13 protein-coding genes are annotated in these 12,885 nt (G+C 60.4%); all 13 read right to left on the reverse strand.

The window, feature by feature from the left end:
* Positions 1-260: 260 nt before the first annotated feature.
* Positions 261-1,475 carry a tyrosine-type recombinase/integrase gene (locus ELS24_RS31470; RefSeq protein WP_231690638.1) on the reverse strand — a complete coding sequence of 405 codons (1,215 nt, stop codon included), beginning with the start codon at positions 1,473-1,475 and terminating at the stop codon, positions 261-263.
* On the reverse strand, positions 1,472-2,155 hold the full coding sequence (locus ELS24_RS28645; RefSeq protein WP_231690639.1) for a hypothetical protein: 684 nt from the start codon (positions 2,153-2,155) through the stop codon (positions 1,472-1,474). Before ELS24_RS28645 ends, ELS24_RS31470 begins: the two co-directional genes overlap by 4 nt.
* Before the next feature lie 421 nt (positions 2,156-2,576).
* The gene (locus tag ELS24_RS28650; protein WP_054485445.1) at positions 2,577-5,123 is read right to left on the reverse strand and encodes a DNA topoisomerase; all 2,547 of its coding nucleotides are present in this window, start codon (positions 5,121-5,123) and stop codon (positions 2,577-2,579) included.
* Entirely contained in the window at positions 5,120-5,530 is a 411-nt protein-coding gene (locus tag ELS24_RS28655) for a hypothetical protein (protein WP_006224637.1), read from the reverse strand. The genes ELS24_RS28650 and ELS24_RS28655 overlap by 4 nt, the downstream gene beginning before the upstream one ends.
* Positions 5,531-5,539: 9 nt before the next feature.
* Positions 5,540-5,797 carry a hypothetical protein gene (locus tag ELS24_RS28660; protein WP_006224638.1) on the reverse strand — a complete coding sequence of 86 codons (258 nt, stop codon included), beginning with the start codon at positions 5,795-5,797 and terminating at the stop codon, positions 5,540-5,542.
* A 56-nt stretch (positions 5,798-5,853) separates the two neighbouring features.
* Complete coding sequence (locus tag ELS24_RS28665; protein ID WP_006224639.1) at positions 5,854-6,360, reverse strand: single-stranded DNA-binding protein; 507 nt, start codon at positions 6,358-6,360, stop codon at positions 5,854-5,856.
* The gene (locus ELS24_RS28670; protein WP_127186024.1) at positions 6,357-6,935 is read right to left on the reverse strand and encodes a hypothetical protein; all 579 of its coding nucleotides are present in this window, start codon (positions 6,933-6,935) and stop codon (positions 6,357-6,359) included. The genes ELS24_RS28665 and ELS24_RS28670 overlap by 4 nt, the downstream gene beginning before the upstream one ends.
* A gap of 12 nt (positions 6,936-6,947) precedes the next feature.
* Entirely contained in the window at positions 6,948-8,000 is a 1,053-nt protein-coding gene (locus ELS24_RS28675; protein WP_006224641.1) for a PFL_4669 family integrating conjugative element protein, read from the reverse strand.
* A gap of 127 nt (positions 8,001-8,127) precedes the next feature.
* Positions 8,128-9,585 carry a hypothetical protein gene (locus ELS24_RS28680; protein WP_006224642.1) on the reverse strand — a complete coding sequence of 486 codons (1,458 nt, stop codon included), beginning with the start codon at positions 9,583-9,585 and terminating at the stop codon, positions 8,128-8,130.
* Between the two features lie 7 nt (positions 9,586-9,592).
* On the reverse strand, positions 9,593-10,051 hold the full coding sequence (locus ELS24_RS28685; RefSeq protein WP_006224643.1) for a hypothetical protein: 459 nt from the start codon (positions 10,049-10,051) through the stop codon (positions 9,593-9,595).
* A gap of 397 nt (positions 10,052-10,448) precedes the next feature.
* Complete coding sequence (locus tag ELS24_RS28690) at positions 10,449-10,979, reverse strand: hypothetical protein (protein ID WP_006224644.1); 531 nt, start codon at positions 10,977-10,979, stop codon at positions 10,449-10,451.
* On the reverse strand, positions 10,976-12,622 hold the full coding sequence (locus ELS24_RS28695) for a ParB N-terminal domain-containing protein (protein WP_006224645.1): 1,647 nt from the start codon (positions 12,620-12,622) through the stop codon (positions 10,976-10,978). The genes ELS24_RS28690 and ELS24_RS28695 overlap by 4 nt, the downstream gene beginning before the upstream one ends.
* On the reverse strand, positions 12,622-12,846 hold the full coding sequence (locus tag ELS24_RS28700) for a hypothetical protein (protein ID WP_006224646.1): 225 nt from the start codon (positions 12,844-12,846) through the stop codon (positions 12,622-12,624). The genes ELS24_RS28695 and ELS24_RS28700 overlap by 1 nt, the downstream gene beginning before the upstream one ends.
* Positions 12,847-12,885: the final 39 nt, after the last annotated feature.

A 12,885-nucleotide genomic window follows, 5' to 3' on the forward strand; every position in this document is an offset into this window, starting at 1 on the left:
GGTTGTGCAGCGTGACTCAGACCAGGGCCGAATCGTCACAAACACGATATCGGGCGGCGAGAACTAACCTTTGACCGGCCGCATTGGGTCGGGAGCTGCCTGTCATTGATGGCCGCTCCCGGCCTTCACCAAACATTGCGCGAATCAAGTGGACTTCCGCTTCTGGTCGGTTTGCCCCAAGGACCAGCAAAACATCCAAACATTTCCGCATGAAATTTCATTGCAAGGCCCCCCCTCTATCTGCCGGCTCGGCCCCCCCCTTATTTCCCGAAAAGCTGCGCCTTTTCCATTTCCCGCACGACGTCTAGAAAGTCCAGCTCCGTGTATGCCATAGAAGTCCGTACATCGTCATGACGCATCGCCTTGGCGACCACCCGCACGTCCACTCCCATCGCGGTCAGCTGCCGCCCGAACGTGTGCCTTAGCCAGTGGGTCGACGCCCGCTCCAGCAGCACTGCGTCCTGATCCCGGCCAGCGCTACGAAACCCCGCAGCACATCGCTGAAAGGCGCCCGTGAGTATGTCCCAAAGGGTGGCGCGACGACGAATCTCGGCCCATCGGCGCTGACTACGGCGTCCTACCACGGTGGACGGGCAGCGCGCCGGCCCGTCCACCTTGCGAGTCCGCGTCGACAGGATGAGCGCCGTAGTGTCACCACACACGGGATCTGGCGGAAAGTTAAACGCGTATCGGTATGCACGAAGATCGTCCATGACTGCGGGTGGAAGAGCTACGCGGCCTGTTTTTCCTCCCTTCCCATGCCTCACAACTAAGGACCAGTGCGCGCGCCCGGACTTCGGATCAGCATAGAGCTCGACATCGCCCATACTTGCGAGAACCACTTCGCTCGCCCTCATTCCTGTGAATTGCAGCAGTCGCAAGATAAAACGATCCCGCAAGAACATGAGCTTCTTCTCAACCGATGTGCGGGAGGCCTTTTCCATCGAATCTAGAACCTCCTCAATCAAGTCTGGTGGCACTGCATGCCGGCGTGGAGCATCCCGGCCCACTCCCCCACCACTCCCAATCGATGCCATCGGATTGGCCCGCCGATACCCTGCCTCAAACCAAAACTTGAGGAGGGCATGCAACACTTTCTGAGCATTCGCCAAGGCAGAAGCACCAAGCCTGGCGCGAAAAGGCGTCCAATCGATATCACCAACGCGTGCTGCACGTCTTCCGCAGATGTGGTCGCCTGAATGCTCCCGCAAGAATTTTAGATAGCGGGTAACGTCGGGAATGGACCATCGACTCGGCCCATCAGACCCGACCAAGTCGCAATACCATCGGATGCGGAAGATCTCGCGCTGATAGTTCGCCAGTGTGTGCCGGCTCACCGGCGGCCTTCTTGCAGCGAGCGCCTGAAGCCAACGCTCTGCCGCCTCCCAGTCATCGCTAACATGTCCAAGGACGCAAGAAACGGCCTCAGAGCCGTTTGCAGTGACGAACTGGGGGAGAGGTGCCACTTCGCTCATCGCGGCGCTCCTGCGGCCCCCACCGCCGCTCTTCGGTACGATTCGAGCAGCGCCTGTTCCTCCTTCCTTAGCGCCTGCAGCCCCTCGTAGCGCTCCCTCCACAGCCGGCTTTCCGCGCGTGCTGCCTCAATCGCGCGCAGAGCAAACGCCCGACCGCCCTTCTCCGCTTCCGTGACGTTCGTCACGGTAGTCACAAGCGCAGAGAGCTTATCCGCCATCGCGGCCAACGCCCGCTCGGCGCTGTCGGCCTGACCTTGCACGCGGGCGAGCTCACACTGCTGGGCCACCATCGCAGCCTCTAACCGAGCGTTGTCAGCCTCCAGCACCTGCCGCCGGCGGCGGTGCTCCTCCAACTCAACGGCAAGCAGTCGAAGGGTAGTCGGATCATCCTGCCTCGCCGCACGCTCTGTCACTCGCGGAAGCGCAGTCGCGCGGAGATCCGGATCGACCTGCCCAGCAGAGGTACGAGCCAGGCGCTCTTGCACGCGAACCAACACGGAAAGGATGGTGGTCGTGGAAGGTCTTCGGGTTGGCGCGTAGGCACGCAGTATCCGTTGGTATGTTGGAACGCCGTATAGGCGGCCCGTGACCTCTAGCACCGCGCTTATCAGACCACCAAGAAAAGCGCGGTTATCTGCGACGTCAGGATAGGCAGCCTGGAGGCGAGAGATCTCCGCCATGATTTGCCGCGCCTGGTCGTCCGTTAGCTGAAACGCAGGCCTACCCATTGCCGCAGATCTCCAAGCTATTGATCACGAAAATCGTCATATTTATGATGCTGCTTCTTCACTACCGTACACACCGCGCAGTGTGTACGCTAAACAGCGAATACCGCACCTACAGGTTCTGCAGTGCTAAACAGCAGCCTGCAGGCCGTCCAAACGCTGGCGTCGCTCGACCGCGAGAGTCACGTCCATCATCCCGTCCACAAGCTGCCGTAGTGCCGCAACGTCAAGACTGGCAGTAACTGCCTCCCCGCATGCCCCAACCCCCAAGTCAATAGATAAGCTGGCTTTTGGCACTTGAAGGCTGTCATAGTGGTCAAAGTTCAGAGACACACGCCCTATGGTTCCAATAGCTGCCCTGAAAGGCACGTCCACCCTAATTCGACGCATGACCTTTCTCCCATTCGAAATGACGGCATTTAGGGAACTTGCTGCAGCCTAGAAAGCGCCTGGGCGACGTGCTCGAAGCCCGGCTCACGAGCTTTCCCGAGCCGCAAGTCGGGCACGCCGCTCCGGCAGCGCCACCGGGCGCCTCACGGCTGGCAGATAGCTGCAACGCCTCCGCGACCGGCATGGATGCCGTGACCGTCGCCGTGCGAACGCCTGGCTTTCCGCCATCGTCGGGCTGAGTGTGCTTGCACTGCGGATAAGCTGAACATCCCCAAAAGGCTCCCTTCGAGCTCTGCCGCAGGCGCAGCGGTTGCCGGCAAAGCGGGCACGGATAGCGCTTCTGCGTACCACCGAGCGTCACACCGGCGCCCGTATTGGCGTCACCTCTGGCCTCGAATTCAAACTCCAGACGCCACTCTGCATTTACCTTGAGCTTGGCACTGAACAGTCGCTTCGTCTTGCTGACGAAGCCTTCCAGCAGCCCCGTTTTCCCATCGATGTACAGAACAGTCAGCTCTGCGTCGGAAAGTTCGCGTCCTGCCACCAATCTAACCTGGCGAAACCCACATTCTGCGCTGCACGAGACTTGTAGCGTGCCCGCCTGCAGCGGCGCCTGACACTTTGGGCATGGCGCTGCAAGCCTGGTCTTTGGCGTCGCAGGGGCGGCCGCGGCCCTGGCCTTCAATGTCTCAACCAGGCGACGTGCAAACTGAGCGGTTTCGGTCATGAAGCGCGATCGGTCGTACTGGGCGCGCTCCATAAGTCGCAGTTTGCTTTCCCAATCCCCGGTCATCCTGGGCGAAGTCAATTCTTCAAGTCCGTTGGATTCCAAGAACTGCACAAGCTGAATGCCCTTGTCGGTGGGCACGAGATGCTGCTCCTTTCCCTCCCGCCGCAAATAGGGTTCAATCGGTCGTTTGGCACGATCATGATCCGCTAGGAGTACTTCGATAATGGCCGCGCGAGTGGCGGGCGTTCCAAGCCCTCGCTCTCGCATCGCCTCTCTCAGATCATCGTCCTCCAACAACTTTCCAGCGGTCTCCATTGCCCCCAGCAACGTGGCTTCGTTAAACCGGGCGGGCGGCTTCGTCTTCTGCGCCACGAGCTTCACGCCGCGATTCGCCGCGCCTTCGCCTTGCACCAATGGGCAAAGTGATGTGGAATCGTCCTCCGGATCAAGGTCTCGCCCATAGACCGCCATCCATCCAGCCTCTTGAAGCACTCGGCCCGTGGCCGTGAACTCGTGCCCTGCCATGACTGTCGTTCGCTCGGTCTTAGCGTAGACCGCGGGCGGGTGAAAGGCAGCCAGGAACCGTCGCACGACCAGGTCGAAAACCTTAGCTTCGCCTTCGGTCAGGCCTTCCGGAAGCTTCCCAGTTGGAATAATGGCGAAGTGATCGGAGATCTTCGCATTGTTGAAGATCCGCTTGTCCGGGCGCACCCAGCTATTGGCAATGATCCGTCCAGCATGCTCGCCGTACGCACCCACAGAGAGCGTCTCCATTACTGAGGCAGCTTTCCCCACATAGTCCTCCGGAAGCGCATTGGAGTCTGTGCGCGGGTAAGTTACAGCTTTGTGCTTCTCGTATAAGGCCTGGGTCAAGTCCAACGTTTTCTTGGCGGAGAATTTGAACCGCTTGTTGGCCTCACGCTGAAGCGTCGTCAAGTCGAACAACTTAGGCGGAGCGCTTGTTACTGCCTTGAACTCATCTCGCACCGTGGAGGGCTCCGCAGCGCGGCATCGTGCGTGCAGGGCCTCGGCCGCGGATTTGTCCCATATGCGGTGAGTCGTGTCGCCAGAGTCCCCCGAGTCGATAGACGGACCGCGCCAACGCGCGACATATTCGCCCGCCTGCACGGCGAAAGTCGCATGCAGTTCCCAGTATGGCCGCGGCACAAAGGAGCGAATGGCAAGCTCCTGGTGAACAACAATCGCGAGCGTCGGCGTCTGGACTCGCCCCAGCGAATTCCGCTCGCGTCGATCGGTCAGCACTTCAACCAATGCAGATACCGCTCTTGAACCATTAATGCCAACCAGCCAATCCGCCTCGGACCGGCTGCGCGCCGCATCGCCCAACCTGGCGAAGGCTGAGGCCGGCCGAAGCCCCTTGTAGGCCTCGCGGATCGCCGCAGGAGTCATGGACTGAATCCACATCCGATACACCGGCTTCTGCGCCTTGTGAAACTCATAAATCAGATTGAAGATCAGCTCACCTTCACGGCCCGCGTCGCAAGCGTTGACCACCGAGATCACATCCGGGCGTGCAATCAGCTTCCCGAGCAGCTTGAGCTGGTCGACCGTTCCGGGGATAGGACTCAGCACAAATCGGTCGGGAATGCGGGGAAGGCCACCGAACCCACCAGCAGGCTGACCAGGATCGGGGTCGGCAATCTGAACTAAGTGCCCTATGCCAGAGCTGACAACAAACTGCTCACCTTCCAGCCAGTTCCCGGCCTGACGGCACCCACCAAGCGCCGCAGCGATATCGCGAGCGACAGAGGGCTTCTCAGCGATTATGAGGGTCTTCGTCATTTCCGCTCCTGAGGGATACGTCGCGGCCAGTTCGTGCGCTTTCCATTCATTCGCAAGAAGGACGCCCGCGTCATTTCCTCGCGGCCCAACCGTCGAACAACCGAAAGCAAGTTCCAGGTGCCGAAGCAGAGCACGTACCCGAGGACATAAGCGATGAGGGCCATGTTGAAGGGATGTGCGGCAAACCCGGCAAGACCCTCATGCCCAGACTCGCCGCCAGACACGAAATAGGCGATAAGGTTTGCGAAAAGCACACCAGAGCAGAAAAGAGCCAGAACGCGCCACCACCGGCGCGGCGCTCCCATCGCAGCGATGCGCCCCTTCCTCGCCAGGGCGGCAGTCCCGAGAACAGTCTCAAGAGTGGCTAGGCGCACGCGCGCCAAATACTGACCAATAAAGTTACGCATGGCCCGCCCCTATGCGGCCCGGGCCATTGGACTTGCCGCCATGCCTTTGAGCACCACCACTCCACCGCCCAGCCTAAGCAAGTCCTCAACCTTCCGCTTGGCCTCTTGAAGGCTGTAGGCGACATCCGTCTTATCGGCCGTCTGCCACCAGTACCCCACCGAGCCAATCACGTCGACTCTGCCCACCACTCGCTGCTCTTTCCCGACACGCAGGACGTACGACTCGCGAAACTGCTCCCACTTCGGCCTTCTCGTGCTGATACGCATATCAATGTCCTCCACGTCAGAGGTGGCGGAGCCACCCCCGACCGATCGAATAATGGTTAGAGAGCGGTCGGCGCCGCCTCGGTAGCTCGGGGTGCTTCCGGCTGCGCCTTGGCGCGGTACTGCACGGCTTCAATCCGCTGAAGGCCCAGGGTGACTTTCTCGGCGTCCATGCACATGCCGGCCTCTGCCTGACCGCTTTGCTCGTTGATCCATGGCCGCACATATGCGGCCCCGACCACGCTGACGGCTGCCCCAACCCGCACCACCTCGTACACCCGCTTTGCAGTTCCCTCATGCCAGATGGTCACTTGGACGGGAAACGTCCGTGAGTCGTCCTGCACGTACCCCCCATTGCCATCAGATTTGTATTCCGAGCACATCACTCGGAGCTCGCAAATTTGGCGATCATCACCCTTCACCTTGACGGTCTTCAGCACTGGATTCACCAGAACATTTCCGCCCATCTCGCTTCTCATAGCCATTTCAATGCTCCAAAAAAGTTGATCCTCGTAGAACTCTCTTACCGCGTGGACAGGGTCGTTCGCCCGTTTCGGCAGCTTCAAGATTGCTGGTTTCGTTCATAGGTTCTTGTGTTTTGCTGCAAAACGGCGCGCGGCACCAAGTTTCCAGCCCGTTGGCGCAGCGCACCATTTCGCAAGTACGATTCCACTTGGTCGACGGCTTGGCGCAGCACGCTTTCAAGCGCGTTCAATTCCATCGCGCGAACGTCGCAGTTGCGGAAGTGCTCCACGACCGATGGCGGGAGCGTCTCCAAGATTCCTGCCAGCGCTTCAAATCGCACGTAGCGCGCATGGCCTCGAATGCACCAACGCAACCGCGCCCGTCCCAGCGCCCCGCGGCCACGCTCTTCTACTAGGCGCAAGTAGCAGCCGACTTCGAATCTGGTGGTATCCAGCGCCAGATCGCTCATGGCATCCCTTGCCTGCGCCACCGAATCAGCGAACTGCCGCGACAGGGAGCGGAACGCTCCCTTACCCTTAAAGGCTTTTATGTCCACGGATACGGACGAGCACGAGAACGATGGGACACTGGCGACCGCTCGCGCACCCTCCAGCCCGGAAGGTGACGGCAAACCTGTCATGCTGGTGAGACCATCTGCGACAGACTTTGGCGACATGAGCGTCTCCATCTAGGTCAGAAGGTTCTTGTCGACGCCTGTAGCAACTGCATCCGCTAGCGGCACCGCATCCAACAGTCGCAATTCGGCAGCAGATAGATTTAGCCGGCGCTTCGTATGGCGAGGAGCCTCCTCACCCATGAACACCGGCTTGGGCACCTCCCCGAATATGGCTTTCACGGCGCTCACGCGCTGCTGGGCTGACGCTTCTGCTCCCGCGACAAAGTCGACGCGACTTAGGGTGACGAGCTCGTCCTTCATCAGATACTTCTGCCAGTACAGAACGCGTTCAAAGACGCTCCGACATTTGTGCTTGACGGCCTGCAGTAGCGCATGACCTTGGCGTCCCGAAACTAGGTCGCGACGTTGAGCACTCTTCAACACTCGTGTGAAGTAGTCGACTTCCACGATGAGTAGCGCCACCATATAGCCATAGGGCGAGGCGAAGCCGAGCTGCATTTGCGCGGGCTCCCGGGACTGCAAAACCGAGTACGCGAGGCCCTTGGCTCTCATCTCGTCCAGCTTCAACAGCAGTTGCCCTTGTTCGGATTTGATGTATGCGCGCACTTCCTCAATGCGGGCCTTCGTTTCGACCAGAGCCCAGTCTGCATAGGGATTGTCATTCGACGACAGCGACCAAAGGGATCGAAGTGCTGCCGCAACACGCTTTCCACCCGCAATCGGAGCGCCGGGCTTGCCGGGCTCGACCGCCTTTCCCATAAACAGCCGAAGGGCCTCCAGCGTGTGAAGAGACATAACGTCCTGGCTCTCGGCGACCAGCGACGGCAACGTCTTTATCTGGCGCGCCTCAGAACTCCCAACCAAGGGGTCGGCGCCGGCACGCGCTTCATGGGCCTGACGCATACGCGTAAATTCGGCCTCGCGCTCGTAGTAGAGTTGCAAGCGCCCGAAGAGAGGATGGGCCGGGTCGGGGTCATCGTCGTTGAGGAGGGAGCCCAGTATGCGGCGCTCACCGTCGAGGTCGTAACGATCGGGAAATGGGGAGTTGTCCGCCGTCGCAAATGCGGACAGGGAAGAATCAACCGCCGTTTTTTTCGGTGCCATCAGGCGCTTCTCCGTTGTTGAATGTGTTTATGGGTGATGCTGGCCCGCATCGTTAGGAAATTGCTCCAGGGCGACAGCGTGGTCGCGAATGTCAATTTCCTTGTCGACCTGTTTTGCTGCAAAACACTCATGGCCGAGCCCTCCGCTCCGCCATCACCGCGCGTAGCTCTGCGATTCGGGCGCGTCCCTCTTCCTTCGACGAAGGCTGAGGACCCGGGCAGGCCTTCGCCGCCACCACAGCCTCCGCCGCCCGCACCGAGGCGGAAACCGCAACCAGGTTGCGACGACGCTGTTCTTCAAGATGGGCAAGCTCGGGCACGAATCGTCCTTGCTGGGCCAGGAGAACCAGTCGCCTCAGGTATCCGAGCGGGTTCTCCACAGATTGCCGTCTTGCTCGCGCGCCAAACTCGTCGAGCAGGGTTTGCCGGACAGCAGTTGGCGCGTAGCCAAGAATCGTGATCGCGCCCTGCCTGCTCTCTTGCGGAAGCACGTCTGGCCACAGAAGGGAGTCCAAATCAACCACCACTGACTCGTTTCGCTGCAAAACGGCCTCCCGTGCGCGCGCGTGGGTTGTGGTCGTTGCTGTATTCGGACCTGTAGTCGTATCCCTTATAGAAGTGGACGAATCTGGCAAACTGCTATGCATGTTTCCAGCAATCTGCAATGTACGAATCCCACAATCTGATATTTCCGGTTTGGCATTACCAGTTTGTCGGTTTCGTACATTGGCAGGCGCGGGGCCCGCTTGCGGCATAGTCTGCCCCGGCTCGCCCCTAGACATTTGGAATGCCTGGTGGCGCCGCGTGGTCGCCAAACCTTCCACCTCAGCCCTCTTTCGGGCTGCTGCTTGAGATGCGAACTGTGCTTCCAGAAGCTTGCAGAGCAGTGCGGGATCTACTTGCGTGTAAACGCGCTTGGCGCCGCGGTTCAGGTAGAACTCCTGTACGAGACCTAGCTCTTTCAGCTTATCCTTGGCGTTCTCCAACGAGCGTCTATTCAGCGCGAGATCCTCTTGCCAGTTGAGTGCGGTCAGGCTGAACCAGGGATACCCGGACTCGACGGACTTGCGCTGAAGCTGGAGCAGTCGCGACAGAAGTAGACCGGCGTTCACTCCGCCGGTCACGTCTGCCAGGATGCGGTGATACGCCGTAGTTGGCCCGAGCAGATCCCGCACCGCGCGCTCAGGCGCGCGCATGAACTCAAATGTGAGTTCGACAGGAAGGGCCTCCTTCCTGCACACCTCCAAGGCCCTCGCTATGTTCGGAAGGTTCATTCGATACCACAACGTGGCTGGCCGGCCCGCCAATGTCTCCTCTACGAAGCCGAGATTGCGGAGCCTGCGGCGCGCGGTGTCGAGCTCCGCGCGCGACAGGCCTGTCTCAAGCCACCACTGCTGCTGAGTTTTAAAGATCCAGCCGTTGGTTTGAGCTACGTCTCGTCCGGTTCGCGTCCAATGCGCGAGCTGGGACAGTACGATCGCCGCCTTCGGATTCCCGGTCATACGTGCCAAGAACAGTCCAAAGGCGATAGGCCGGCTCCGCTTCAGGGCCAGCCAAAGTCGGTCGTAGGCGATGTTGGTCGACATACGACTGTCAGCTACTCAGGCTCGGAGATGGACGCGCCAGCGCCGCGTTCGCGGCCTGTACGCGTAGTTCCCTATCCACTACCAGCCAGTTGACGCGAACGGCCGTTCGCGGGGGCATTCCGATGCGCATCGTTTCCAGAAAGCCGTTCCGCTCCAATAGTCTTCGCGCTGTGAGCTGCTCTTTGTAGGACAGTCCCAGGCGCGAACGCCATTCCTCCGCGTCGATATAGACCCAGTCGCCCGCTAGTTCGGTCAGGTCGGATTGGGCGGCAAGGTCGCTCAAGATGGCCGCAGCGTTGAGACTGCCTGCGAGCTCTACGAAGGCGCGATGGATGGTGATCGGCGCGTCCAAGACTCTTAGCAAGTAATGCTCGTTGGCCTGGTCGCGCTGGGCGACGGCATCCGTATCGGCGTTCGCTGTGTACTGTCGCCCGTAGGGATCGAGCGCAAAATCCCATGCTGTCATTGCGGACTCCCGTCTGGGCACACGTGCCGACCCTCGGTGACGAACTGAGGATCGTTCGCAGCGCTTCCGCGTCGATCAAAGAGGCGAATTGGGAACCACGCAGGGTCGATGGGCGAAGCCAAAGGTCCCAAGCCCCTCCTGGGCATTGGGAAGCAACTCAACAGCGACAGGATCCTAATCACGGCCGGCCCTCCACAGGCCGGCACGGCCTGACATCGCCTTCATAGGGGGCTGATCTGCCGCACGTTCCACGACCCGTTGCATCGCGAGTGTGTACGTCAGCGGGCGAAACGCCGGCGTGCCCTTGAGGACGGTGACCATGGCACCAGGAGCATCCTCGCCAGCGTTTGCGGGTAAGGCCCGCGGTGATTTTGTCGCAGTCATCGGCGATCTCCAGTTAGCGCTGATTGAGCGCGGCGAACAGTGTGAGAAGCGTGTGCTTTGGAAATGCCTCATGGAGTGCGAGATATCGCTCCCGGACGTCAGAAGTGGTCCCCTGCAGCTCCTTCCAAATGCTGTGCACCCGAAGGTATTCCGCTGGATCCAGCTCAACGGCTGGGCCAGGCGGACTTAGCCGCATATGCGCCCGCATCTGGTCCACTTCCGCTGCCGGTATTGCCGGAAACAGCGCGCGGATCAGCGATCCGCCCGCTTGTGCGCGGAGAAACCGTCGAAGCTGCGCCATGAGCTCCTGGCGTCGCTGGTGCTCGCTCTGTTGTTCCACCAGTGCTTCGGGGTCCACGTAGATGCGCACCGTGACTGCTGGAAGCATTGCATCAAGCCCTCGATCGCGAAGGCCAGCCAATAAAAGTTCCGCCGTGTGCTGTGGTAGCGCCCCGTCGGCATGTGCGCGCCGCCGGATCTGTTCGTTCAGCTCTCGCAGCGCTTTGCGTTTCAGGGTGGGATGGGTCAACTCCAGGAAATTCATGACGCGCCTCCAGTCAACTCCACCGGCACGCCCACCGATTGCCAGAATGAGTCCTTCGAACGCTCAGGAAATGCTTGATTGAACTGTCGGACGGCTTGGATCACCCTGAGATACACAAGCCCAGTGGCATCATCCGGGTCCGTCATTCGACGCACGACGTGGTAGGAGCCGTCTGCGTAAACCGGGTCTCCCAACAGGTTGTCGCACGCATCCTGCCAGGAGTCAGTGCTTTCGGCGTGGAGCTTGAAGTCTGACTCAAGGGACAGAGCCGCGAGGCCTGCGGGCGTGTTTTGTTGCGACAGAAGGACCAGCCACCACCACGCGTAATAACGTTCGGCGTAGTCCCCACCCTGCAGAGCTTGTTCTTGCAATGAGCCCAGGTCGCCGCCAACATCCTTGGGTATCTCGACCATGAAGCGCAAAGGCAGCTCGTCAACGGACAGGAGGCACCCTTGAAGATGGCTGACCGTCACGAGTTCCTCCAGCGCATGCCAGAGTTCCCGTTCGGCGGAGCCTCGACTGTCGGCGGGCGGCTGCTTCGAACTCGGCTGCGCGCCGGCGGCTTCAGTGTCGTGCTCACCATTCCGCCGCGAGGTTGAGGCATTGGAGGTTTCATGCTGCGGAGGCAGCTTCATCTGCGTGGCCACGTTCGCTGAATCACGGCCTGAACTTTCATCGGCACCGTCCGAGGCTTGCGTGTCTGCCAGGGAGCTGCCTGGTGCTGGCGCATGCTGCTTCGCGTCACGCACCAAGCTCGCGGATTCAGCGTCCGGATTAGCCTGGAGGATCTGCACCGCGCGTTGGAGCTCGTCCACCGTAAGACTGATGCGCTGGGCGAAGTTCTCGTCAAGACGAGCAGTGAATGCCGCGAAGTCCAGCGACTTGGTCGCGACGTAGCGCTCTCGCATGTGATCGATCGCGAGCGTCCAAGCCTGGTCGAGAGCCTCCTCGGCACCAAGCTTCGCCGCAATCGTCGCCAGCCGACTGCGTGCCGGTATGAAGCGGTCCTGCACATCGCGCCTGGAGAGCTGGCTGGCCGCGCACGCCAGGTCGGCCAGATGCTTCATGGTGAAACCATAGTGGCTCAGAAGCGCAGGGGACGCCTGTATTCCTTCACCTGCTTTGAGGTGTTCGGAAAAGTCACGCAAGCTCATCGGGCCGCCGCGTTCGCGCTCCACCTCCTGCTTCAGGTCAAAGGTCGAACGCGCTGCGTCCCAAAACAGCAGGCCCGAGCGTTGGTCGTTCTCCACCATATGGGCCGCGAGAAGGGCTGCCTCGCTGCGGTACGGAACCTTCACGAAGTCCATATGCAAGAACTGCATATGGCCTTCGGCGACCAGTTCCTGCAGGATTTCCAAGCGGGTGTTGCCGCCCTTAGCCGGGATGTACTGCTTCTCGCCAGGTCTCTGCGTAACAGCAATCATCTGATCGAGGCCGCGCGTGCGGATCGACTCCTTGATCTCGTCGTACTTTTCATTGCGAACCGTCCGCGGGTTGCGCTCGTACAGACGGCAGTCGTCTCGGACATTGAGGGTAATCACGTTGGTCAACGCCGAGTCGATTGCGGCAGGGTCCGGCGACCTTTCGCTCAGCCGCGAAGCGATCATTTGGTCCAGGTCTACTTTCTTCGATGCGGGCTTCATCAGTTGCCCCTCAGGATTGGCAGCTTTTCGTCCTCGCCAGCGAGGGCGGTGGCCATGAAAAGCAAGTCGTCTTCATCAAGCACGCCGAGGTTTCGATACGCGCTCACGGCGCCTAACACCACGCCCAAGTGCAGGGCGCGTTCGGGGGAGCCCGCGGTTGCACGATGCAAAAGATCGAGCTCGGTGCTCAAGTGCAGGAGAGCAAGCTCCTTGTTCGTGCTCATGCCTCTACCCTCCCCGAGCTGATGGCGGACCACGCTTTC

Origin of the sequence: Achromobacter spanius (assembly GCF_003994415.1) — a bacterium.
In the GTDB taxonomy this organism is placed as follows: Bacteria; Pseudomonadota; Gammaproteobacteria; order Burkholderiales; family Burkholderiaceae_B; genus Achromobacter; species Achromobacter spanius_C.